This is a genomic window from Dysosmobacter segnis (assembly GCF_014297285.1).
Classification (GTDB): Bacteria; Bacillota; Clostridia; order Oscillospirales; family Oscillospiraceae; genus Oscillibacter; species Oscillibacter segnis.
The window spans coordinates 209,622-232,130 of the sequence record NZ_JACOQI010000001.1 but is presented as its reverse complement, the minus strand read 5'-3'; the positions used below and the strand labels follow the sequence as shown (position 1 = coordinate 232,130).

Sequence of the window (22,509 nt, the reverse complement as noted above, 5' to 3'; positions counted from 1 at the left end):
CACCTCATCGAATCGGTGCAGGACGGCGGGGTGCGGCTTTATGGAGCACCTTTTTCTTGGGCGGTCGTTTGACTGGGGATAGCCATTTGGCTTCAAAATCAGCCAGCGTCATACGCTCGCCGCAGAACTGGCCTTCAAAATCACCGGGGGACAAATTGAGATACCCATTGGGCGGAATGGGAACAGGGCTTGCGGTCAGGACGGTGCCGAAATGCTCCACCGTGATATGCCGGGCAAGCAGGCAAGGTTGGCTCCAATCCTGTTCACTGGTTTGCATATCATAGGCATACACGCCTTTTGGGATAGTGGCACGGTCTACTCGAAGGGTAGTGAAAAGGCCGGGGATGCCTAAAATCTCCACGGCCTCATAGTGTTCTTTCCGGGCGTCAACTGCGCTCATAGGCATTTCTCCTTTTTGTTCGCTGTTTTTTCTGTGTAGGCGGGGGCAGTTCTTTCGGTGGGTCGATACCGTCGATCAGTTCTGCGGCGGTATTACGGATCAGTTCTAATGACGCTTTCAGCTGCGATAGATCCTTTCCGTGGCTCCATCCGGCCACATAGCCGAAAGAGTAATCAGCGGTATCAATCCCGAAATGCTGACAGACTACATAAGCCACGCTTTCAGCCTCCATTTCCCGGACAAAGCGCCGCTTGCGCTGTGGTGGTGTTTCACCGTCACCGTCCTCTATTGGTGCATGGAGTTTAGCGTGACTGACCTCATGGATCATGGTTTTGATGGTTTGTGCTTGGCTCATGTCGGGCTGGACAAAAATACGTTGTTCCGCAAAATTGCAGCAGCCATAAGCACCGCCCGGAAACGACTCCATGGAAATGGGGTAAGGGGAAATGCTGCGCAGAGTCGCAACCATGCTCTCATACTGTGCTACATCGCCGGTCAACTTTTTTACAAACTCAGGCAGCGGTTTTCCCTCCGTCTGGCTTACATCGAATACCGTAACGGTGCGGAAGCCCATGCGCTGCACCCATTGAACAGAGGTAGCGGGTGAACCATCCAAAGCAGTTTCCTCCACTTCTTCCTTCCTGCGGTATGGGCAAGGGGCGAGTATGGTGATGCCACGCTCGCCTCGCTTGACCTGTCGGCCAAAATTCCTTCTCCAATCGTGATAACCCGCAACATTGGTGGCATTTGGGCATTGCATGAAAATCAGCATGGTATTGCCAAAGCTATAATGGTGGAATTTCGACATGGCAGTAAGATAAGCTGCGTATTGACCGCTTTGAAAAATATCTGACACGCCCTGCTCCAATTGATCTGTCAGTGCCTTCAGCCGTTCGCTTGGGGAAGTATATTCCTGCATGACAGCTCACTCCCGCCCCGGAGGGTCATTCCGGCTTTTTTCTTGGCCGGGGCTGCCTACCGCTTTGGGCTGCACCTTCATCGTGATGGGAGTATTGCCTGTTGCTCCAATCAGGATTTCAGCACAGTGAAATTCCTTCTTGTAGGATTTGACCTGCTCCGGGGTCAAAGAGCAAAAGTCCTCTTCGCCCAAGCCGCACACAAAAAACGGGCCAAATACGCCGCCATATCCGCCGGGAACGCTTCGGTTGTACGGCATTCCCAAAAGAATACCCTCATCATTGCAGACAACTGCGGCCCTATCCTCAAAGGGGTAGATGGCCTGGATCGTTCCGCCTACGACCTCCTGCATTTCATCTAAGCCGTTGATCTCCGCCTCATACGGAGCATACCCCGGTTTAACAATTACAACCGTCATGCTCCGTCACCTCTCCGGCTCAGATTTCTTCTTAGGTTCCTTCTCGGTCTGCATCTTCATTTTCTGGCGTTCCAGCGCCTTTTTGCGAAGATCCATCGCCTCGAACATCGTGCGCTTGACCGTAGCGACGGTGGTTCCCTTGTCCGGGAAGTAGGGGCGCAACTCGTCATCTTGAAAAGTTACCTTCAACGGCGGGTCGATTTCCCGCTTGGTGGGCGCAACGGAGTTCTCAATTTTCTGTGCAGTGAGCGTACCGGCACGGCTTTCCTCCTTCAACTTGACCGCCTCCGTCTTGGATGGGACTTTTCCGCCCTCTTTTTCTATGGCGTCCGCAAGTGTTTTCTGCTCGGTGGGCTTCATGTGGGAAATCTGCTCGGCGGTATCCAGCGGCAGTTCCTTTTTATCCACCATTTTTTTCAGCGGCTCCTCCAACTGATTAACGCGCATCAATCGCTGCACGCTGGCGCGGCTCATGCCTAAATCTTCTCCCACCTGCTCATCGCTGCGCTTCATCGGCTCCTTACCCGCCAGAATATCCGCCTTGGAGCGGCGTCCGGCCTTGCGTTTCAGTGCGTCCATTTTCATCTGTGCGGCACGGGCCAGTTCGGAGATAGGAATATCCTTACGGTGGAGGTTTCCGTCTACGCATTGAATCTGTGCGTCATCCTCGTCCACACGCTCGATCAGAACAGGAATAGGGTAATTCAGCTGTGCGCCGATGTCATGGCGGCGATGACCGGAAATGATCTCAAGGCCACCGTTGCGACCGGGCCGACAGAGGACAGGTTCACGAATACCATAGGTCTTGATGGACTCAAACAGGTCTTTATAGTCCTGCGTCTCACGGTTCACCGTAAAGGGATGATCCAGAAAGTCCTTCAGATATGCCGGATGAACGGCCATACTGTAAATTTCTCCCTCATTGGGGATGGGCAGCTTGAAAAAATCAGCTTCGGCAGGGGCATCCAGCCGATCCTCAAACACCTTGGTCACGGCAGAGCCTTTTGGCCCATCTGCGGTACGGGTAGCCGTAGTAGCATCCTTCGGCTGTTCCGGCGATTTCTGCGTCACCGCCGCCTTGGCCGGTTCATCGGGCTTTTTAACCTCGTCAGGCTTGGTGGAAGCGACGGGAACATCAGCGGGCTTATCAGCCTTGACCGCCTTATCGTCCTTGGCGGGTTCGGCGGACTTCTTCACCTCGTCGGGTTTAGCGGGAGTAAGCGGAGCCGCAGCGGGCTTGCCATCCTTGGCTGCCTTATCGTCCTTGGCAGGTTCGGCGGGTTTCTTCACCTCGTCAGCTTTGGCGGGAGCGACCGGAGCCGCAGCGGGCTTGCCATCCTTGACCGCCTTATCGTCCTTGGCGGGTTCGGCGGACTTCTTCACCTCGCCAGGCTTGGTGGGAGCGGCGGGAGCATCAGCAGGCTTACTGTCCTTGACCGCCTTATCATCCTTGGCCAGTTCAGCAGGCTTCTTCCCCTCGTCAGGTTTGGCGGGAGTGACCGGGGCCGTAGCGGGCTTGCCATCCTTGGCTGCCTTATCGTCCTTGGCGGGTTCGGCGGGCTTCTTCCCCTCGTCAGGTTTGGCGGGAGTGACCGGAGCCGCAACGGGCCTACCATCCTTAGCCACTTTATCATCCTTGGCGGGTTCGGCAGGCTTCTTCACTTCACCGGGCTTGACAGCGGCGGGCGATAGAATGGGCGGTTTTGTTCCTTTGGCAGGAATAGGCGGTGCGGGAGTGGGCGGCGCTCCGGCAACAGGTGTCCGAAACGCACCAATCAGCGGGTTTTTCTTTTCATTGGACATTGATTTACCTCCATATTCAAGTTTTATGTCGAAAAATGTGTCTCAATTTGAGCCACATTTTCAACCAAAATTAAGGGCCGAAGTCATGTTGGACTTCGGCCTGATAGTGGTTATTCATGGTCAGCGGGGCGTTGAACAGCGTGGTGAGCAGGTATGCGCGGATATTACGGACTTGTGTGGTATTGCGGCGCAGACACTCAAACACATAGACCATCAGCGAGTAGTCCAGTCGGTAGAAGCGGGCTTGCACCTGTGGCAGCGGGATATTCTCACCGCCGATCCGTACCGTTGACTGTGTGGAACACATCACATCCGCCATCAGCCCCACGACCTCATCTACATCATCGGCATTGAACTGTTGACAAAGAAACGGGTACTCGATATTCTCTTTGATCTCTCTCAGATACTCGCTTCTATCCATCCATCCCGGCTGCTCGGCGGAAGGCGATGGATGGATAGATTGATTTTTATAGCTAAAATCAGTTTGATTAGATTCAATATAATTACCGTCTGATTTTCCGAAGTCTGCACTTCGGAAAATCGGAAGTCTTGACTTCGGATTATCGGAACTCTTGACTTCTGATTTTCCGACTTCTTGACTTCCGATTTTCGGAAGTCTGGGAGTCTCCTGCGGCGCAGGGGTTTCAGCAGGTACTCGGCGGGTAGTGAAGCGTTTGACATAGATTTTTGTTGGTCTGCCTTGCCCTTGCTTTACTCGCTCGATCAGACCGCAACCTTTATCTGTATCCAGTTCGGACAATAATTTGACAGCCTTTTCGTGACCACAATTTAAGTCCTCTTGTATCTCATCCAATGTATAAAAGATATAGACCCTGCCAGCGTCATCGTACCAACCGTTCCGCACTGACAGGCCCATTCGGTCAAGCAGGAGGCCATACAGCAGCTTCGCGTCAGTGGATATTTTCTTGAACTGCTGCCCGGTGACAAGCTGGCGGGGGATGCGGTAAAAAGAAAACTGGCTGCTTTCGTCTCCGTAGTAGTAGTCAAAAACCACAGATTGAGACATAGTATCACCTCCAGATAGTTTTATAGTAGATGGTACGGCTAATATGCCACAGATATCAGAAACACAATGTCCTTTTTGTGATGGGAAAATCCGTATTGAAAAAACGCCCAATTATATCGAAGCGGCAAAATCTGATTATAAGAAAATTAAACTTCAAGCAAAAGATCTGCAAAAGGCATACGACGAACTGTTGGCAGAAAAGGATATACTTGAATCGTCAATAGAGAGTCTTCTTGCAAAAAAGCAGTCTGCAGAAGAGTTAGTTGCCAATAAGTTAACTCCCAAAGCTAATCAATTGAAGGAAAAAATAGCGGAATACAAAAAGACTCTTGAATATCAAAATGAAATATCGTTTCTTAAGAAATTAGTTGAGCAAAAAACAAGCGACATAATAGATACAGAGTCTTTAGGTGAGTCTGAAAATAAGTTTAAAGTCAAAGACTACTTCGATTATTCTTTTGTTTCTGAATTTGGTAAATGGATAAAACTGTTCCTTGAAGACTGCAAATACCCAAATCTCACTTCGCTAATATTTGACAAAGCAACTATGGATATTGTTCTAAACGGGAAAAAGAAAAGTGCGAACGGAAAAGGATACAATGCATATCTGAACTCTGCCGTAGCGATAGTATTGTCAAGATACATGCAAAAACATGCACACTATGCACCCGGATTAATTCTCTTAGATTCGCCGATTCTCTCTTTGAAAGAAATTGATACTCAAAAGCCATCTCAGTCAATGCGAAATGGACTATTTGAAAATATCGCTAGCACTTCTGAGGGAATCCAAACTATTGTTATCGAGAATGAAATTCCAGAAATTGATTATTCCAATGTCAACCTTATTCATTTCACCAAAAATGCGAACACAGGAAGATATGGTTTTCTCATAGATGTCATGGACTGACGATCTTATTACTACCGCCACCCATAAGTGCCTTTGGATGCGAACATATCGTCCGAAATCTTCAATTTTCAACATTCCCCCAAGGGGATGCGAACCGTATTGTTGCCATTGTGTTGACATCCCAACAATATGCGAGTTATAATGCAAGAAAGTTTCTTTGACCTATTTGTAGACATTTTCAGCCTAAGAATGAAACGAGGCCATATACATTTTTCCTACAATTACTCTACAATGGTCGATTTTCAGCGACAAATACATACTTGCTTCGACGGGAATTGTGGTGCATATAAGTGACCCGGTTGGGAGAGCGTACGGTTCGCATCCGTAAGGTCGAGAGTTCGATCCTCTTCGTCTCCACCATAAAAACCACTCCATCGGAGTGGTTTTTCTTTTTCGTTAACGCTTCACTGGAAGTTTTTGTTTGGGGGTATCTTATGAAAACCGCATTGATCACCGGCGCGTCCCGGGGAATTGGCCGGGCCGTGGCCCGGGAATTAGCTCATCAGGGCTGGGCTGTAGGCATCAACTACCTGAATCGGACGGACAAGGCCCGGGAGCTGGTGGAGGAACTGACGGCAGCGGGCTGTCATGCCGCCATGTTCCAGGCCGATGTCGCGGACAGCGCTGCCGTGGCCGAGATGGTCCGGAAGCTGGGCGAGACTTTCAGCCCGGTAGAATTAGTGGTAAACAACGCCGGTGTGTCGGGTCAGGGGCTGTTTCAGGACACCACCGACGAGATGTGGGACCGGTATCTGGCGGTAAATCTGAGCGGCGCCCGGAACACCGTCAAGGCGGCCCTCCCTCACATGATTTCTGAAAAGCGGGGCTGTATCGTAAATATTTCCTCCATCTGGGGCCAGCGGGGGGCAAGCTGCGAGGTGGCTTACTCCTGCACAAAGGCAGGCATCATCGCCCTGACCCGGTCATTGGCTATGGAATTGGCCCCCTCCGGCATCCGGGTAAACTGCGTGGCCCCCGGCGTCATCAACACCGACATGGTGCAGGTGCTGGGGCAGGAGACCGTGGAGGAGCTGATCCGCGAGACGCCTCTGGGCCGCTTGGGAACACCCGAGGATATCGCCTATGCCGTGGCATTCTTCGCCTCGGAGCGGGCAGGCTTTATCACCGGTCAGGTCCTCACCGCCGACGGCGGCTTCATTGTATAAAACTTCATGCATGAGCAGTGCACCACGAACATGCGCAAATGCCAGTGCGTGAAGGTTTCGTGCATCATTTCCGGTTGCCCCGCAGGGGCGAGGAAATGGCACATTTCTTATTTTGCTATGCTTTTGCACAGCAAAACCGCACAACAAAAGGACTGCCGCTTAGCGGCAGTCCTTTATCGTTGACTGACCTCCCAGGCGTCCTGAAAGATCAGATCATCCACATCGCCCACGGGCTTTTTCAGCTCCATACGCTTCCCTCCTTTGCGATATCTGCATTTGCAACTTACTCAGTATATGCCGCCGAAGGTGAAAAATTGCACGAAACCGTGCATCGGAATTAAAAAAGCCGTCCGGGACGTCCCCTTTACAAATGACCTGAAAGTGTGTATAATATCTTTAATTATGTGCAAATATCTGCAAATGCGAGGAATTTAATCATGGAACTGACTCAAGGCGTCCGGTTCGACACATTGGAGCTGTCACTGGAAATTCTGCGCGCTTTAATGGAGCGCAATATTGTACAATCCACCCCGGTGCAGGCGGGCTGCATCCCTCCCATGCTGGAATGGCGGGACGTGATCGCCAAGGCCCCCACCGGTACAGGCAAGACCTTTGCCTACGGCATCCCCATCGTAGAGCATATCGACCCGGAGGACGAAAGCGTTCAGGCGGTGATCCTGGCCCCCACCCGGGAGCTTGCCATCCAGATCACCGATGAGCTGCGGATCCTCTACACCTATAAACCCGGCATCCGGGCAGTGTGCCTGTACGGCGGCGCACCCATCGGCCGCCAGATCGATGCGCTGAAAAAACATCCCCAGATCGTAGTGGCCACGCCGGGACGGCTGTCCGACCACATGAAGCGCCGCACCGTCCGGGTGGATACGGCGAAAACCGTGGTGCTGGACGAGGCGGACCGGATGCTGGACATGGGCTTCATCCATGACGTGACCCGGCTGCTGGACCGCATGGACAAGCGGAAAAATCTGGGACTGTTCTCCGCCACCATCTCCCGTGAGGTCATGGACATCGCTTGGGTGTATCAGCGGGACGCGGAGGAGGTCACCGTCCGGGAGGACGAGCAGAACAAGCCCGATATCAAGCAGTTCCGCATGGATGTGAGCTTCGACGGCAAGGCGGAGGCCATCGCCAAGATCTTGAACGAGACCGGCTTTGACCGCTGCATGGTGTTCTGCAACACCAAGGGCAACACGGAGCGCATCACCAAGTTCCTACAGATGCGGGGCATCGACGCCCAGTGCATCCATGGGGACATTCCCCAGAAGAAGCGGGAGCAGGTAATGGATCTGTTCCGCAAGGGTAAGCTTCGGGTCTTTGTTTCCACTGACGTGGCCGCCCGGGGCATCGACGTGGATGATGTGGACATCGTGTTCAACTGCGACATTCCTGATGAAAATCAGGACTATGTCCACCGGATCGGCCGTACCGGCCGGGCCAAACGGCAGGGCGTGGCCGTCAGCTTTGTGGCGGACTTCCCCTCCAAGATCCGGATCGACGATATTGCCAAGAACACCCGCAATGAGATCCTGCCGGTGAAATTCGATGAAAACGGCAGCCTGACCATGGCATAACATAAAAGGAGTCCCTATGAAATTATGGAAGCGCCTGACAGCGCTGTGTCTCAGCGCTCTGGTGTGCGTTACCCTCCTGACCGCCTGCGGCCGGAAGGAATCGGCAGATGGCCGGGCATCTCTCTCCGTCTGCGTGGGTGAGACCCCCGCCACCTATGATCCCATCTACGCCCAGCAGATCGGGGACCAGACCATCCTGAACCACCTCTATGAAAATCTGATGCGGCTGGAAACGGGCGAAAACGGCCAGACCATCGCAGTCCCCGGTGCCGCCAAAAGCGTGGACATGAAGGAGAACAGCGATGGCACCGTCACCTACACCTTCCGCCTCCGGGGCGGCAAGTGGTCCGATGGCGTAGAGGTCAAGGCCAGCGACTTTGTATACGCCTGGCAGCGTCTGGCGGACCCCGCCACCGGCTCCGTGTATGCCCCGCTGCTGTCCATTGTCAGCGGCTATGCGGAGGCTCAGGCCTCCGGCGACATGAGTCTGCTGGCGGTGAGCGCAAAAAGCAGCACCACCCTTGTGATGACCCTGACCGGTCATTATGACTGGTTCCTGCGGGAGGTCTGCACCTCCATCGCCACCATGCCTCTGCGGCAGGATGTTGTACAGCGGCTCAAGCAAGAGGCGGATGCCGCCAACGATAATCTGAAAGAGGATGAGACGCCCCGTCGCTGGTGGTCCGATCCCACCCGTCTGGTGACCAATGGTCCCTATACTGCCTCCGCAGAGGACGAAAACGCTCTGACGCTGACGGAAAATACTGCCTACGGCAAAAAGCTGACCGGTCCGGAGGATCTGACCTTCCGCTTCGGAGACACGCAAACGGCGGAGGTCCTGTATGATCAGGGCGTGGTAGACGCTGTCTGGCCTCTGACGGAGGAGGAGATGGCGGAGCAGATGGAAGCGGATGAGACCTGGCAGGCAGAGCCTGTTCTGGAGACTTACTCCGTCATGTTCAACTGCAGCCGTCTGGAGGATGAATCCATCCGCAAGGCCCTGAGCCTGGTGATCGACCGGGAACAGCTGACCGCCATGGCGGGGATTACGGCACAGCCCGCCGAGGGACTGGTGCCCCCCGGCGTGCCGGAGGACAACGCAGATCTGGATTTCCGCGCCTGCGGCGGTAGCCTGCTGGACAACGATCCGGAAAGCTACGCCGACCGCTGCCAGGACGCTGTGGACCTGATGCAGAATGCCGGATATGACCGGGGCAGCGACCTGAGTGCGGAGCTGGGTGCTCTGGAATATCTCTATGTGGATCAGGGCAGCAACAAGACCGTGGCCATGGCCCTGTGCGGTATGTGGGGCCACTATCTGGGCGTGAACGTGACGCCCAGAGCCGTAACGCCGGCGGAACTGGCCTCCGCTATGCGCAGCGGGAATTACACGCTGGCCGGTATGTCCGTCAGCGCCGTGTGCAGCGATGCGGAATGTTTCCTGATGGACTGGACCACCGGCAATCGGGACAACTTCCTCCACTATGAAAACAGCGCTTACGATACGCTGATGTCCATCATCGCCGGTGCAGAGGACGGCTCGGCCCGTATGGGTTGTCTCCATGACGCGGAGGACCTGCTGCTGGAGATCGACTGCGCCATATCCCCCCTCTACACGGTGGGAACGGCCTGGAAGCTGCGGGACACCTATCTGGGTGCCATCCGGGACCCCCGGGGCTGGTTCGACTTCCGGGGCGTGTATCCAAAGCCCGTCACCGTGCAGTAATTCCAACGGAACCAATGGAATACGCCGCGACCGCAATGAAATGTAAAAACAACGCAGCCGTTTTTGGGAGATCCTCCCGAAAACGGCTGCGTTTTTTATGTTCCAAACTCTTGCGGACAACTTTCTTACGGCTTCGCGTAGATTTTTCTTCCGGCGGACCAGACTGCCTGTACGGCCCCCTCCTGACGGCGGTACACCGCCCGTTCCAGCCGCTCCGCCGGAGTCAGGGTGCGGGACTGGGGCAGTGTGTCATCCGCCAGTACGATGGCGTGAAGGGAATTTCCCGCGGCAAAGCCCGGTTGCTCTCCAAAGAAAGCGGCCCCGGCAGAGGTAGCCAGATACCACCCCTCCGCCACGGTGAGGAAGGGGGTGTTCCAGTCATCCATCATCCGCCGGGCCTTGGAAGCCCGGACGGCGGCCGCCGTCACGTCAAACAGATCCAAATGATCGCCTCCGGCGATGTCGCTGCCAAGAGCCACCTTTACGCCTTCGTCCAGCATCCTCCGTACCGGCGCCACGCCGGAGCAGAGATTCTGATTGGAGTCGGCGCAGTGGACCACCGTTACCCCGGCGTCCTTCATGGCCTGCCGCTCCCGCTCGTCCGACCAGACGCAGTGGGCCATCACGGTGCGATCATTCCAAAGGCCGTACTTCTTGTAGGTCTCCCAATACTGTCTGCAATCCGGGTGGAGCTGGCGTACCCAGTCCATCTCCGCGCCGTTTTCCGACAGGTGAGACTGCACCGGCAGGTCGCGCTCCGCCGCCAGCTTTCCCAAAAATGCCATCAGCTCATTCGTGCAGGAGGGGGTGAACCGGGGGGTCAGAATCGGCTTGATGTGCCGGAGATCCTGACAGGCATCCAGCCATCGCAGCGTTTCGCGCATGGATTCCTCCGTGGTCTCCTCCAACACGCCGGGTGCGCCGTTGCGGTCCATATTCACCTTGCCCACATAGCCGGTGATCCCCGCTTTTTCCAGCTCATCCATCAAGATCAGGGTAGCGTCGGTGTGGAGGGAGGAAAACATGCACACCCGGGTCGTCCCGCAGGACACCAATTCCCCCGCCAGCTGCCGGTACACCGTCCGGGCGTAGTCCGGCTCCGCAAACCGGGCCTCCGTGGGGAAGGCGTAGGCATTCAGCCAGTCCAGCAGGGGCAGATCCATGCCCATCCCCAGCATGGGATACTGGGGAGCGTGGAGGTGCAGGTCCGCAAAGGACTGGACGATCAGGCAGTCTCCATAGTCCTCCACAGACGCTCCGGCATATTGCTCCGACAGCACCGGATACACCCCGGTAATGACGCCGTTTTCAGCGATAAGATAACCGTGTTCCGTCACATCCAGCCGGCCGCAGGCCGGCGCGGAAACGATATTTCCTTTCAGAATGGTGGTCATTGCGTCCTCCTTTCAAAACAAAAGAGCGCCCGCATAAGCGGACGCTCATAGCAAGATCTTAGGCGATCTCATAGAAACTTCCGCGCCTGAGACGATCCCATCAGCGGAATTATATGAGCCATATTTCCATTTATAGTTTAATTATACCACGGCGCCGGGAAAAAGGCAAGCCTCTCCGTCGGCACACACCGTCGGCACACATCCGGGAATTGTCGCCTATACTGGCGTACAGGCAAAATTCCGCCTGAATCGAGGAAAAGGCGTTGATTCGTATGCTGCAAGCATTGAGCTGGGCCGCTTTGGGCACCGGCTTTACCTTTCTGATGACCACCTTAGGGGCTGCGGTGGTATTTTTCTTTGTGGAGGAGCCCCGGCCCCAGTTCCAGCGGACGATGCTGGGCTTCGCCGCCGGGGTGATGACGGCGGCCAGTGTCTGGAGCCTGCTGCTGCCTGCCATTGAGCAGTCGGCGGACTTCGGCGTTCCCGGCTGGCTCCCCGCAGCGGCGGGGCTGCTGCTGGGCGTAGGCTTTCTCTCCGCGTTGGACGCCGTTCTGCCCCATCTGCGGCGGGCAAAGGACATGGACTTGACCCGCCGCCAAAGCACGCTGCTGATGGCAGCCATTACCCTCCACAATGTACCGGAGGGCATGGCGGTGGGCCTCGCCTTCGCACTGGCGGCAGAGGGAGAGGGCATGGCCGGGGCTGCGGCGCTGGCGCTGGGCATCGGCATCCAGAATCTTCCGGAGGGCGCCGCCATCTCCCTTCCTCTGCGGCAGGAGGGCAGCTCCCGGGGCCGGGCTTTTCTGTTAGGGACCCTCTCCGGCAGCGTGGAGCCGATTTTCGGTATTCTGGTAGTGCTGGTAGCTGCCGGTGTCCGTCCCTTGATGCCGTGGCTCCTCAGCTTCGCCGCCGGAGCCATGCTGTATGTGGTGGTAGAGGAGCTGGTGCCTCAGGCCCATTCCAAAGCCGGGACCTGCGGCTTTGTGGGAGGCTTTTTAATTATGATGATCTTAGACGTGGCGCTGGGATAGTGTGTCAAAACGTAAACTTACATTGTCTCCCGAAAAAAAGTCTGCTATAATCGGCCCAGCACACCAAACCCACGCAAAGGAGAACAAATATGGATACAAAATTCAGCGGCAGCGCAAATTACGTAGCGTCACGCGACCTGATGGAAACCGTTAACATCGCCGTGGCTTTGCAGAAGCCTCTGCTCATCAAGGGTGAGCCGGGCACCGGCAAGACCATGCTGGCCCAGGCCGTGGCGGACGCTCTTGGGAAAAAACTCATTATCTGGAACGTAAAATCCACCACCAAGGCTCAGGACGGCCTGTATGTCTACGATGTGGTGCAGCGGCTCTATGACAGCCAGTTTGGAAACGCCGGTGTGGATGACGTTAAAAAATACATCAAGCTGGGTAAGCTGGGCGAAGCCTTCTCCGCCGACGAGCAGGTGGTCCTGCTGATTGACGAGATCGACAAGGCGGATCTGGAATTTCCCAATGACCTTCTCTGGGAGCTGGACCGGATGGAGTTCTACATCCCCGAGACGAAGGAGACCGTACAGGCCAGGCAGCGCCCCATCGTCATCATCACCTCCAACGCAGAGAAGGAACTGCCGGACGCTTTCCTCCGTCGGTGCGTGTTCCACTACATCGAGTTCCCGGAGCAGGAGCAGATGGAAGCCATCCTCCGGGTCCACTTCGGTGATTTGGAGGAAAAGCTGGTAAAGCAGTCCCTCGCCGCCTTCTACTGGCTGCGGGAGCTGCGGGGCATTGAGAAAAAGCCCTCCACCTCTGAGCTGGTGGACTGGATCCGGGCGCTGGTGGCTGGCGGCGTGGACCCGGCCCGCATCGAAAAGGAGATTCCCTTCGCCGGTGTCCTGCTGAAAAAAGACAAGGATCTTCAGACCCTGCGAAAGGTGAAGTAAGCCATGTTCGCCGCGTTTTTTTACCTGCTGCGTCAGCGGGGGCTGCATGTCTCCCTGAACGAGTGGATGACGCTGCTGGAGGGCATGGAAAAGGGACTGCACCATTCAACGCTCACCGGCTTTTATCACCTGTGCCGGGCTATCGTGGTGAAGAATGAGACGGAATTTGACCACTTCGACCAGATCTTTCTGGAATTCTTCAAGGATGTCCCCTACACCGGGGAGCTGCCGGAGGATCTGCTGGACTGGCTGAACCACCCCAGCGAGGATCTGAAACGGACCATTGCGGACCTGCGCGCCGCCGGGTTCCCGGATGAAACACTGGAGGAACTTCTAAAAATGCTGGAGGAACGTCTAAAAGAGCAGACGGAGGAGCACAACGGCGGCAACTACTGGGTGGGGACTCAGGGCCGCACCCCTTGGGGGAACAACGGCTGGCACCCCAACGGTATCCGGATCGGCGGGCAGTCCATGCACCGCACCGCCATGATGGTAGCGGGGGAGCGGAAATTCCGGGACTTCCGGAAAGACAATAAGCTGGACACCCGCCAGTTCCAGATGGCCTTCCGCACGCTGCGGCAGCTGTCCGCCCAGGAGCGGAGCGCCGAAAAGGAGCTGGATGTGGATGCCACGATCCACGATACCTGCGAGAGCGCGGGGCGGCTGGAGATCCGGTACAAAAACCCCCGGAAGAACACGGTGAAGGTCCTGCTGCTGATGGACTCCGGCGGTTCTATGGACTACTATTCCGGGCTGTGCAGCCAGCTGTTTCAGGCGGCCACCAAATCCAACCACTTCAAGGAGCTGCACACCTACTATTTTCATAACTGCATTTACGGTGACGTTTACAACGGCCCCCGCCTCTGGCAGGACGGCCAAACGCCTACGGAATGGCTTTTGCAGAATTTCGATGCCAGCTACAAGGTCATTCTCGTGGGCGATGCCGCCATGAACCCCTACGAGCTACGGGAAAAGCAGTACGATTGGCAGAACCAGCGATACGGCCCCTCCGGTCTGAAATGGCTGGAGCTGTTCAAAAAGCACTTCCCCTATCTCATCTGGCTGAACCCGGAGCCTCTTCCGGCATTTCAGGACTTCTGGACCTTGACCCATCTGCAGTTGGCCAAGATGTTCCCCATGTTCGACCTTTCCGCCGAGGGTTTGGAGCAAGGCATGAAGCGCCTTATGGTAAGGCGATAAGTGAAACAGGCCCGCAGTATCGCGGACAAACCAAACAGAAAGAGGTGGATTATGGATTTTTCCAAGCTGCTGGAAGTATACCCCGGCGTCACCGCCGTCATCGGCAGCGGCGGTAAAACCAGTTTGCTGCGCCGTCTGGCGGCAGAATTGCCGGGGACGGTCCTCCTCTGTACCACCACCCATATCCGTCCCTTTGAGGAATACCCCCTGCTGACGGCCCCCACGCCGCAGACGATCCGGGATACCTTAGCCACCCATCGGGTCCTCTGTCTGGGAACCCCCTGCGAAAACGGCAAGCTGACCGCCCCCACCCTTTCCGTGGAGACGCTGGCCACACTGGCGGACCATGTGCTGGTGGAGGCCGACGGTTCCCGGCAGCTGCCTCTGAAGGCCCACGATGCCCACGAGCCGGTGATCCCCGCCGTCAGCCGTCAGGTGATCTGCGTGGTGGGCGCATCCGGTTTCGGGAAGCCCATCCGGGAGAGCGTCCACCGGCTGGAGCGGTTCTGCGTCCTGACCGGCGCCGCTGCGTCAGACCCCGTCACGCCGGAACAGGCCGCAAAGGCCATTTTGGCGGAACAGCTGTGCGACGCCGTGTTCCTGAATCAGATCGACACGGAGGCCCAACGGTCTCTGGCGGACCGCTTTGCCGCGGCGCTGGGCGGCTCCGGTCTCCGGATCGCCGCCGGGAGTCTTCGGGCCGGGAGCGGCTGGCTTTACCCGGATATCTGAAAAATATGACAGGCCCACTGTCCCCACATTCTGCTGCGAAGCCGCATTTTCTTCGCAAAAGTGCAAACATTTCCACAGAATCATTGATTTTCGCAAACGTTTTCTCCTGTGAATTGCATAAAAATACCGTCAGGGGGTTCACAGTCAACTGGTTCCATGGTATAATTTGACACGTTCTTAACAATATTTCCGCTGCCTTTATCCGCCGCGGAATGATTCTGAACGGAGAAAAACGCCATGGAACACCATGAAAAAGCAGGATGCCTGTTTCCTAAAATCGGTATGCGCAACGTCAAGACCGCCCTTGCGGCCGCTCTGTGTGCGCTGGTCTACTACTTTCTGGACCGCAACCCCACCTTCGCCTGCATCGGCGCTATTTTCGGCATGGGCAGCAGCTTTATGCAAAGCCGACTTCACGGCGGCAACCGCTTCTTCGGCACAATGGTAGGCGGTTTTATCGGCATGGGGCTGTTTGCCATTTACATGGAGCTGTTCCCTGACGGCAGCAACGCCTGGGTCCTGATCCCCTTGACCTTCGTCGGCGTAATCATTTTGATCCTGCTGTGCCAGCGCATCTGGGTGGGCGGTGTACAGCCCGGCGGCGTGGTGCTGTGCATTCTGCTGTTCAACACCCCCACGGACACTTATATCACCTACGCCATGAACCGTATTCTGGACACCGGAATCGGCGTGCTGGCGGCGATTTTTGTCAATGGGATGTTGCCCGGCGGCTTCACCTTCTCTTTTATGCACAGGCTCTACCAGCGTCTGGGGATCCGGGACGATGTAGAGGATGAATTCATGGCCAAACCCGCCGTCTGAGCGATCAGAGGCCGCTCCTTCCAAACGGATCCATTCGCGCAAATGCAAATATGCAAGAAGTACCGCTCCCCTGCTGAGAAAACGTTCAGCAGGGGAGTTTTCTATCTACGCCCCCAGGGTTTGACCCGTAAATTCCGTGTGAAACCCGAAAAAGAGGAAGTGCACTTCATGGAAGCCCACTTTCACCTGACATAGAATCTCGGTATCAGTCAGATATACGGAGGTTTTGACGAATGAACGGGTATAAAGAGTCACTTCGGCAGTACTTTTCTGTACAGGCGAAAGCGCTTCGCAAGAAGCGGAAGCTGACCCAAGAGGAAATGTCCGAGCAGTTACATATCACGGTTCGGGCCTATGGCGATTTAGAGCGCGGCTGCAGTTGTTGTTCTGCAATCGCTCTCTTATTCTTTTTACTGATGCTGGAGCCTGATGAACTGACGGCGTTTCTTGCGCAGATGAAAAAGCAGTTCCGGGAGCAGGATCAGCAGGAGGTCGCATAGGTCCCTTTTTTGCAGCATTTCTGTATCTGAAAATATGGGGGGGATTTAGAATATGACCAGTCGCAAGCGTGTGCTATTGGCCGACGGCAGCGAGGAATTTCGCTGGTTGATGTGGAAAAATGTGGCAAATCATGATTTTTTCTCCCTCGCAACCGTCGGCAGTGGCCGCGATGTTTTATTATGTATGCAAAAACAGACTGCCGATCTGCTGCTGATGGACACGGCGCTGCCGGATGTCTGCGGTCTAACCGTGTTGGATGAGTTGCAGCGCCGGGGGACTGCCCCTCAGAGGGTCATCCTTCTCTCCAGCATCGTTTCTGAGCAAGTCACCGATCAGGCTTTTGCTCTGGGCGTCTCACATTTTATTCCAAAGCCGTTTCATACCGATCTGCTGTTTGATGCCATGTACGAACTGTTTCCCGGCTGTTCCTGCGGTCATTGGCCGCATAGTCCTCAGTAGGATACAGATAGCCCACGCCCTCAGAAAATAAAAAAACCCCAACGGGCACCGCAAACGCGATGACCCGCCGGGGGATCTCCGGAATCAGTTGTCGCCTCCGTCAAAGGGAGTCGCATGATCCGGACTTTTTACTTTTCAAAGACGGGGATCAATCCACCAGACCGGCGGTGATGATGGCCATGGAGTAGACCTCCAGAGCGTTGCAGCCGCGGGACAGGTCGTTGATGGGCGCATTCAGACCCTGCAGGATGGGGCCGTAAGCGTCGAAGTTACCCATGCGCTGGCAGATCTTGTAGCCGATGTTGCCGGCGTTGATGTCGGGGAAGATGAAGGTGTTGGCATGACCGCCCACGGAGCTGGTGATGTGCTTGGTCTTGGCCACCACGGGAGACACGGCGGCGTCGAACTGGAACTCGCCGTCCACGGGAACGTCGGGCATGGCAGCCTTGGCCTTCTCGCAGGCGTTGCGCATCTTGTCCACGTCCTCGCCCTTGCCGGAACCCAGAGTGGAGTAGCTCAGGAAGGCCACCTTGGGATCAATGCCGAAGACCTTGGCGGTACGGGCAGTCTCAACGGCGATCTCCACCAACTCATCCTCGGTGGGCTTGATGTTGATGGCGCAGTCAGCCATAGCCAGGACCTCGTTCTCGCCGGTGGCGGAAGGACGGACCATAATGAAGCAGGAGGACACGATCTTGCTGCCCGGCTTGGTCTTGATGATCTGCAGGGCGGGACGGACGGTGTCGGCGGTGGAGTAGGTAGCGCCGCCCAGCAGAGCATCGGCATAGCCCATCTTCACCAGCATGGTGCCGAAGTAGTTGGCCTGAGACAGGGACTTGCGGCACTGCTCCTCGGTCATCTTGCCCTTGCGCAGCTCCACCATCAGGGCCACCATCTTGTCCATGTCAGGGAAGATGGCGGGGTCCATGATCTCAGCGCCGCGGATGTTGAAGCCGGCCTCTTCGGCAGCCTTGGTGATCTCGTCGGCGTTGCCCACCAGAACGGGAGTCAGGAAGGTACCGGACAGCAGACGGGCGCTGGCCTCCAGGATACGGGGATCGGTGCCCTCGGTAAAGACGATCTTGCGGGGATGCGCCTTCAGCTTTTTGATCAGAAATTCAAACATGTTGATTCCTCCAGTTTTTAATTCAGGGAACGGGGTTTCAATTCCACTCTTTATTATACACGGTCCACAGCCGGGGTCAATGAAAAAAGTGACGAATTGGGACGTGATTTTTTCCGATTTTTGCGTGTCAACTACGAAATTCGGCAAAAAAGCATCGTTAAAATACATAAAAATATGCCAAGAAGCCAGAAGTTGCTTGACGGGCGAATATAAAAGGGATAATATAAAGCGGTAACAATTTGTTACTTTTTATGGTTCACAAATTTTTAAAGGGCATCTGCCCGCGATACGATAGGAGCATTATGAGTCAAAACACCAAAAAGCCTTATGATCTGCCGGACTGGCCCGCAGAGGCGGAACAGACCCAGGAAGCGCCCAGACCCCGCAGAAAGCGGCGCGCTCCCGCTGAGCCCGAAGACCTCTGGGGCAAACTCCGCTTCCGGGCCGGAAAGAAGGTCCGCTGGTTTGGCCGCCGCTGCCGCCGGGTTGTCCGGGAGGCTCAGGCCCATCGGTTCCCGGAGTCCAACCGGAAGCCTCTGCAATTCCTGCTGATGCTTTGGGGGCTGCTGCCCTCCGCTGCCAGCCGGCTGCGGGAGATTCTGCTGGGCCGCCGCAGAGAGCGGAACCTCCGCACCAGCAGATTCTCCGTCTGGTTTGAAAAGGAAAAGCGCCTCCACTCCCTGATGTTCCTGGGAGGAAGCTGTGCGCTGGCAGGCATTATCCTGTTCTGTTCCTTCTTCACCATCGGCACCACCGTCTCCTATGACGGGCAGGTGTTGGGACGGCTGGCTTCCAAATCGGAAGCCGAAACCGTCCGGAAGGATCTGGAAAGCATCACCTCCCGGACACTGGGAGAGACCTACACCATCGACGATTCCCTGCTGCAATACGATTCCGGCTGGATGCTCCGTCAGGACATTGAGGATAAGGCTGTATACGAGGACCAGCTTTCCGACGAGATCGGTCTTGTGACCTCTGCATACTGCCTGTATGTCAACGATGTGCGCATCGGCGCCACTCCCTACGAGGGCGCGTTGGAGGAACTGTTGGACCAGCTGCAGAAGGCGGCCTCCGATGAAGATACCATTTCCTGTGAATTTGCAGAGGATGTTGAGATCCGGCAGGAGTACGTTCCCACCAGTGAGATCATGAATCTGGGCTATATTGCGGAACTGCTTTACAGCACCAAGACGGCCGAGGTCACTTACGAGGTGAAAAAGGGCGATACCTGGTCTCAGATCGCCGCCAAGAATGACATGTCCTCCGCAGAGCTGCTGGCGCTGAACCCCGGCTACAACATCAATAAGCTTCAGATCGGCGAAGTGCTGACCCTGTCCGCCTCTGTCCCCTACCTGACCATGACTGTGGTAAAGCAGGAACGGTATCTGGATGATGTGTCCTACAACATTGAGTACACCGACAGCGCTGACCTCTATCAGGGCGACTATAAGGTGACCTCCAAGGGTGAATACGGCAAGGCGGACGTGATGGCTAAGGCTACCTATGTCAACGGTGAGGAAACGGAGCGGACCATTCTCTCCTCCGTGACTTTGAAAGAGCCTGTCACCGAATACCGGCTCCGGGGCACCAAGGTCCGGCCCACCTGGATGCCTACCGGCAGCTTCCGCTGGCCCACCAGCGGTCGGATCAGCTCCTACTTCGGCGGACGGAAATCCCCCGGCGGCATCGGTTCCACCAACCACAAGGGCATCGACATCGCCGTCCCCAGAGGGACACCCATCTACGCCGCCGACGGCGGCACGGTGACCTACTCCGGCTGGATGAGCGGCTACGGTTATCTGGTGCAGATCGACCACGGCAATGGCTACGTCACCCGGTACGGTCACAACTCCAGTCTCACCGTCAGTGTGGGGCAGCACGTTTACAAGGGCCAGCAGGTGGCCCGGGCCGGCTCCACCGGCAACTCCACCGGCAACCACTGCCACTTTGAGGTGCGGTACAACGGCGTGGCGAAAAACCCGTTGAACTACCTGCCGTAACAAACTGCATTCCAGAAAAGGGAGGACTTTTGTCCTCCCTTTTTCTTGTGTTCCGGGAGCTTTTATGCTATGATATTTTAGTTAAGTTATGTGCTTTTTCTCCCGGCTTCAAGTGGATAAACACATAAGGCCGGGGCTCTGAAAGGAGTGCGAAGTATGAAGTCCCTGAAGGTTTTAATGCTCAACGGCAGTCCCCATGCCAACGGCAACACCGCCGTGGCCCTGCGGGAAATGGAAGCGGTTTTCAAAGAGAATGGCGTCGATGTGGAAACGGTGGTTCTGGGAAACCGGGACATCCGGGGCTGCGTGGCCTGCGGCGCCTGTGCCAAGACCGGCAAGTGCGTCTTTGACGATGGAGTAAACGAGCTGGCCCCCAAGCTTCAGGAGGCCGACGGTCTGGTGATTGCCAGTCCGGTGTATTACGCCTCCGCCAACGCCACGCTGATCGCCTGTCTGGACCGGCTGTTTCACAGCACATCCTTTGATAAGACCATGAAGGTGGGGGCCAGCGTAGTCTGCGCCCGGCGGGGCGGCTGCTCCGCCACCTTTGATGAGTTGAACAAGTATTTCACCATCTCCGGAATGCCTGTGGCCTCCAGCCAATACTGGAACAGTATTCACGGCCGGACGCCCGGTGAAGCGGAGCAGGACGGCGAGGGGCTTCAGACCATGCGGACCCTGGCCCGGAACATGACATTCCTGATGCGCAGCATCGCGCTGGGCAAGGAGCAGTTCGGTCTCCCGGAAAAGGAAGATCGGATCGCCACTCATTTTATCAGATAACTTTAGGAGGATATACCATTTGAAGCGAGAAAATGTACTGGTGTCCGAGGACGCGCTGGCGCGTCAGCGGGAGTTTGAAGCAAAGATCAAGGAGATGTTCACCTCCCGGGAAGCCCATCCTGTGGCCTGCGTGGACACCTTCGGCTGTCAGCAGAACGTAGCGGACGGCCAGAAGCTGATGGGTATGCTGGCCGACAGTGGCTTTACCTTTACAGAGGACCCCAAGGAGGCGGATCTGGTGATCCTGAACACCTGCGCCGTCCGGGAGCACGCGGAACAGCGGGTCTTCGGCAATCTGGGCATTCTCACCCACACAAAAAAGGAAAACCCGGAGCAGGTAATCTGCCTGTGCGGCTGCATGGCGCAGGAGGAGCGGGTCTCTCAGCGGGTGAAGGAATCCTACCGCCATGTGGATCTGGTGTTCGGCCCCCATGCCCTGTGGAAATTTCCGGAGCTTTTGTGGCAGGTCTACGAGACCCGGAAGCGGGTCTTTGCCGTGGACAATGAGGACGGCACCATTGCCGAGGGCATCCCTGTGGTGCGGGAAAAGGGCGTGAAGGCATGGGTCAGCATCATGTACGGCTGCAACAACTTCTGCTCCTACTGCATCGTACCCTATGTCCGGGGCCGGGAGCGGAGCCGGGACCCCCAGTGCGTTTTGCAGGAGGTCCGGGAGCTGGTGGAGGCCGGGTACAAGGACATTACCCTCCTGGGCCAGAACGTCAACTCCTACGGCAACGACCTGGGGCTGGATTACCACTTTCCGGATCTGCTGGAGGACATCGACAAGATCCCCGGCGAGTACCTGATCCGCTTCATGTCCAGCCATCCCAAGGACGCCACCAACCGGCTCTTTGACGTGATGGCCAAATGCCCCCATGTGGCAAAGCAGCTGCACCTGCCCTTCCAGTCCGGCAATGACCGGGTGCTGAAGGAGATGAACCGCCGTTACACCCGGGAGAAATATTTAGAGGAAATTCGCTACGCCAAAAGCGTAATGCCCGGTCTGGTGCTGACCTCCGACGTCATCATCGGTTTCCCCGGTGAGACGGAGGCAGAAGCCATGGACACCGTTTCTCTGGTGGAGGAAGTGGGCTTCGACGCTTTGTTTACGTTTATCTACTCCCCCCGTCCCGGCACAAGGGCGGCAGCCATGCCGGACCCCGCCACCCGGGCCGAAAAGCAGAAGTGGTTCGATAAGCTCCTGGAAGTCCAGAATGCCAATTCCGCCAAGCTCCACGCCGCCTATGTGGGCAAGACCGTCCGGGTGCTGGTGGACGGTGAGAGTGACGACGAGAACTTCCCCCTTGCCTCCCGCACCGAGGGCAACCGGCTGGTGCGGCTGAAGGGTGACAAGAGTCTGATCGGCAGCTTTATTGACGTAAAGATAACGGACAGCAACACCTGGGCGCTGTACGGGGAGCCGGTTTGATTTGCTGCTCCCGCAGGGGGACATTCCCATGTCAGGGCAAGGGGAAGGAGCCTTTGGCGCAAAGATTACCGGGGTTCCCGGCGGAACTGTACCGGTTCGGTACGGAGAAGCCAAGGGGATATTCTCTTTTGAAAAGAGAATGTCCCCCCGGCCCCCTAAAGAGAAACGCGGGG

Annotated in this window: 22 protein-coding genes and 1 riboswitch; of the genes, 15 read left to right on the top strand and 7 right to left on the bottom strand. The window is 56.2% G+C overall.

Annotated features, from left to right (window positions below; all coding sequences use genetic code 11):
* Positions 1 to 4: 4 nt before the first annotated feature.
* The 5 genes from H8Z83_RS01190 to H8Z83_RS01170 all read right to left on the bottom strand — a co-directional run bounded on the left by H8Z83_RS01190 (position 5) and on the right by H8Z83_RS01170 (position 4,566).
* Positions 5 to 400 carry an LPD28 domain-containing protein gene (locus H8Z83_RS01190; RefSeq protein ID WP_187013364.1) on the bottom strand — a complete coding sequence of 132 codons (396 nt, stop codon included), beginning with the start codon at positions 398 to 400 and terminating at the stop codon, positions 5 to 7.
* Complete coding sequence (locus tag H8Z83_RS01185; protein WP_187013363.1) at positions 387 to 1,319, bottom strand: ArdC family protein; 933 nt, start codon at positions 1,317 to 1,319, stop codon at positions 387 to 389. The genes H8Z83_RS01190 and H8Z83_RS01185 overlap by 14 nt, the downstream gene beginning before the upstream one ends.
* 6 nt (positions 1,320 to 1,325) lie before the next feature.
* Complete coding sequence (locus tag H8Z83_RS01180) at positions 1,326 to 1,736, bottom strand: DUF3846 domain-containing protein (RefSeq protein ID WP_187013362.1); 411 nt, start codon at positions 1,734 to 1,736, stop codon at positions 1,326 to 1,328.
* A gap of 6 nt (positions 1,737 to 1,742) precedes the next feature.
* A complete protein-coding gene (locus H8Z83_RS01175; RefSeq protein ID WP_187013361.1) occupies positions 1,743 to 3,539 on the bottom strand; it encodes a ParB/RepB/Spo0J family partition protein in 1,797 nt (598 codons plus the stop codon).
* A gap of 70 nt (positions 3,540 to 3,609) precedes the next feature.
* Positions 3,610 to 4,566: a replication initiator protein A gene (locus tag H8Z83_RS01170; protein WP_187013360.1), complete on the bottom strand. Its 957-nt coding sequence runs from the start codon at positions 4,564 to 4,566 to the stop codon at positions 3,610 to 3,612.
* A 43-nt stretch (positions 4,567 to 4,609) separates the two neighbouring features.
* On the opposite strand from H8Z83_RS01170, the gene H8Z83_RS01165 reads away from it, so the two are divergent.
* From H8Z83_RS01165 to H8Z83_RS01145, 5 genes are all read left to right on the top strand, one after another.
* Entirely contained in the window at positions 4,610 to 5,473 is an 864-nt protein-coding gene (locus H8Z83_RS01165) for a hypothetical protein (protein WP_187013359.1), read from the top strand.
* A gap of 434 nt (positions 5,474 to 5,907) precedes the next feature.
* Positions 5,908 to 6,639, top strand: coding sequence for an elongation factor P 5-aminopentanone reductase (gene ymfI / locus H8Z83_RS01160; protein WP_187013358.1), 732 nt, complete (start codon positions 5,908 to 5,910; stop codon positions 6,637 to 6,639).
* Positions 6,640 to 6,734: 95 nt separating this feature from the next.
* The gene (locus H8Z83_RS01155; protein ID WP_187013357.1) at positions 6,735 to 6,980 is read left to right on the top strand and encodes a hypothetical protein; all 246 of its coding nucleotides are present in this window, start codon (positions 6,735 to 6,737) and stop codon (positions 6,978 to 6,980) included.
* A 96-nt stretch (positions 6,981 to 7,076) separates the two neighbouring features.
* Positions 7,077 to 8,231 carry a DEAD/DEAH box helicase gene (locus tag H8Z83_RS01150; protein WP_187013356.1) on the top strand — a complete coding sequence of 385 codons (1,155 nt, stop codon included), beginning with the start codon at positions 7,077 to 7,079 and terminating at the stop codon, positions 8,229 to 8,231.
* 16 nt (positions 8,232 to 8,247) lie between these two features.
* Positions 8,248 to 9,957 (top strand): peptide ABC transporter substrate-binding protein, encoded by a 1,710-nt coding sequence (locus H8Z83_RS01145; RefSeq protein WP_187013355.1) that lies wholly within the window; start codon positions 8,248 to 8,250, stop codon positions 9,955 to 9,957.
* A gap of 125 nt (positions 9,958 to 10,082) precedes the next feature.
* Here the strand turns inward: H8Z83_RS01145 and H8Z83_RS01140 are convergent, their stop codons facing one another.
* Positions 10,083 to 11,351 (bottom strand): amidohydrolase family protein, encoded by a 1,269-nt coding sequence (locus H8Z83_RS01140; RefSeq protein WP_187013354.1) that lies wholly within the window; start codon positions 11,349 to 11,351, stop codon positions 10,083 to 10,085.
* Between the two features lie 28 nt (positions 11,352 to 11,379).
* A riboswitch (purine riboswitch) is annotated at positions 11,380 to 11,488 on the bottom strand.
* A gap of 135 nt (positions 11,489 to 11,623) precedes the next feature.
* On the opposite strand from H8Z83_RS01140, the gene H8Z83_RS01135 reads away from it, so the two are divergent.
* From H8Z83_RS01135 to H8Z83_RS01105, 7 genes are all read left to right on the top strand, one after another.
* A complete protein-coding gene (locus H8Z83_RS01135; RefSeq protein ID WP_187013353.1) occupies positions 11,624 to 12,382 on the top strand; it encodes a ZIP family metal transporter in 759 nt (252 codons plus the stop codon).
* An 89-nt stretch (positions 12,383 to 12,471) separates the two neighbouring features.
* On the top strand, positions 12,472 to 13,281 hold the full coding sequence (locus H8Z83_RS01130) for an AAA family ATPase (protein ID WP_187013352.1): 810 nt from the start codon (positions 12,472 to 12,474) through the stop codon (positions 13,279 to 13,281).
* A 3-nt stretch (positions 13,282 to 13,284) separates the two neighbouring features.
* Entirely contained in the window at positions 13,285 to 14,481 is a 1,197-nt protein-coding gene (locus H8Z83_RS01125) for a VWA domain-containing protein (RefSeq protein ID WP_187013351.1), read from the top strand.
* A gap of 51 nt (positions 14,482 to 14,532) precedes the next feature.
* A complete protein-coding gene (gene yqeC, locus H8Z83_RS01120) occupies positions 14,533 to 15,213 on the top strand; it encodes a selenium cofactor biosynthesis protein YqeC (RefSeq protein ID WP_187013350.1) in 681 nt (226 codons plus the stop codon).
* A gap of 237 nt (positions 15,214 to 15,450) precedes the next feature.
* Complete coding sequence (locus tag H8Z83_RS01115) at positions 15,451 to 16,035, top strand: FUSC family protein (protein WP_243184666.1); 585 nt, start codon at positions 15,451 to 15,453, stop codon at positions 16,033 to 16,035.
* A gap of 233 nt (positions 16,036 to 16,268) precedes the next feature.
* Positions 16,269 to 16,535 (top strand): helix-turn-helix domain-containing protein, encoded by a 267-nt coding sequence (locus H8Z83_RS01110; RefSeq protein ID WP_187013349.1) that lies wholly within the window; start codon positions 16,269 to 16,271, stop codon positions 16,533 to 16,535.
* Between the two features lie 52 nt (positions 16,536 to 16,587).
* Positions 16,588 to 16,995 (top strand): response regulator, encoded by a 408-nt coding sequence (locus tag H8Z83_RS01105; RefSeq protein ID WP_187013348.1) that lies wholly within the window; start codon positions 16,588 to 16,590, stop codon positions 16,993 to 16,995.
* A 148-nt stretch (positions 16,996 to 17,143) separates the two neighbouring features.
* Here the strand turns inward: H8Z83_RS01105 and pta are convergent, their stop codons facing one another.
* A complete protein-coding gene (pta, locus tag H8Z83_RS01100) occupies positions 17,144 to 18,121 on the bottom strand; it encodes a phosphate acetyltransferase (protein ID WP_187013347.1) in 978 nt (325 codons plus the stop codon).
* A 302-nt stretch (positions 18,122 to 18,423) separates the two neighbouring features.
* On the opposite strand from pta, the gene H8Z83_RS01095 reads away from it, so the two are divergent.
* The 3 genes from H8Z83_RS01095 to miaB all read left to right on the top strand — a co-directional run bounded on the left by H8Z83_RS01095 (position 18,424) and on the right by miaB (position 22,336).
* Entirely contained in the window at positions 18,424 to 20,121 is a 1,698-nt protein-coding gene (locus H8Z83_RS01095; protein WP_187013346.1) for a peptidoglycan DD-metalloendopeptidase family protein, read from the top strand.
* 165 nt (positions 20,122 to 20,286) lie between these two features.
* Entirely contained in the window at positions 20,287 to 20,904 is a 618-nt protein-coding gene (locus tag H8Z83_RS01090; RefSeq protein WP_187013544.1) for an NAD(P)H-dependent oxidoreductase, read from the top strand.
* A gap of 19 nt (positions 20,905 to 20,923) precedes the next feature.
* The gene (gene miaB, locus H8Z83_RS01085; protein ID WP_187013345.1) at positions 20,924 to 22,336 is read left to right on the top strand and encodes a tRNA (N6-isopentenyl adenosine(37)-C2)-methylthiotransferase MiaB; all 1,413 of its coding nucleotides are present in this window, start codon (positions 20,924 to 20,926) and stop codon (positions 22,334 to 22,336) included.
* The last annotated feature ends 173 nt before the right edge of the window (positions 22,337 to 22,509 follow it).

Coding starts and splice junctions, on each gene's coding strand:
- H8Z83_RS01190 (WP_187013364.1), bottom strand. CDS start 400: ATGAGCGCAGTTGACGCCCGGAAAGAACACTATGAGGCCGTGGAGATT.
- H8Z83_RS01185 (WP_187013363.1), bottom strand. CDS start 1,319: ATGCAGGAATATACTTCCCCAAGCGAACGGCTGAAGGCACTGACAGAT.
- H8Z83_RS01180 (WP_187013362.1), bottom strand. CDS start 1,736: ATGACGGTTGTAATTGTTAAACCGGGGTATGCTCCGTATGAGGCGGAG.
- H8Z83_RS01175 (WP_187013361.1), bottom strand. CDS start 3,539: ATGTCCAATGAAAAGAAAAACCCGCTGATTGGTGCGTTTCGGACACCT.
- H8Z83_RS01170 (WP_187013360.1), bottom strand. CDS start 4,566: ATGTCTCAATCTGTGGTTTTTGACTACTACTACGGAGACGAAAGCAGC.
- H8Z83_RS01165 (WP_187013359.1), top strand. CDS start 4,610: ATGCCACAGATATCAGAAACACAATGTCCTTTTTGTGATGGGAAAATC.
- ymfI (WP_187013358.1), top strand. CDS start 5,908: ATGAAAACCGCATTGATCACCGGCGCGTCCCGGGGAATTGGCCGGGCC.
- H8Z83_RS01155 (WP_187013357.1), top strand. CDS start 6,735: ATGGCACATTTCTTATTTTGCTATGCTTTTGCACAGCAAAACCGCACA.
- H8Z83_RS01150 (WP_187013356.1), top strand. CDS start 7,077: ATGGAACTGACTCAAGGCGTCCGGTTCGACACATTGGAGCTGTCACTG.
- H8Z83_RS01145 (WP_187013355.1), top strand. CDS start 8,248: ATGAAATTATGGAAGCGCCTGACAGCGCTGTGTCTCAGCGCTCTGGTG.
- H8Z83_RS01140 (WP_187013354.1), bottom strand. CDS start 11,351: ATGACCACCATTCTGAAAGGAAATATCGTTTCCGCGCCGGCCTGCGGC.
- H8Z83_RS01135 (WP_187013353.1), top strand. CDS start 11,624: ATGCTGCAAGCATTGAGCTGGGCCGCTTTGGGCACCGGCTTTACCTTT.
- H8Z83_RS01130 (WP_187013352.1), top strand. CDS start 12,472: ATGGATACAAAATTCAGCGGCAGCGCAAATTACGTAGCGTCACGCGAC.
- H8Z83_RS01125 (WP_187013351.1), top strand. CDS start 13,285: ATGTTCGCCGCGTTTTTTTACCTGCTGCGTCAGCGGGGGCTGCATGTC.
- yqeC (WP_187013350.1), top strand. CDS start 14,533: ATGGATTTTTCCAAGCTGCTGGAAGTATACCCCGGCGTCACCGCCGTC.
- H8Z83_RS01115 (WP_243184666.1), top strand. CDS start 15,451: ATGGAACACCATGAAAAAGCAGGATGCCTGTTTCCTAAAATCGGTATG.
- H8Z83_RS01110 (WP_187013349.1), top strand. CDS start 16,269: ATGAACGGGTATAAAGAGTCACTTCGGCAGTACTTTTCTGTACAGGCG.
- H8Z83_RS01105 (WP_187013348.1), top strand. CDS start 16,588: ATGACCAGTCGCAAGCGTGTGCTATTGGCCGACGGCAGCGAGGAATTT.
- pta (WP_187013347.1), bottom strand. CDS start 18,121: ATGTTTGAATTTCTGATCAAAAAGCTGAAGGCGCATCCCCGCAAGATC.
- H8Z83_RS01095 (WP_187013346.1), top strand. CDS start 18,424: ATGAGTCAAAACACCAAAAAGCCTTATGATCTGCCGGACTGGCCCGCA.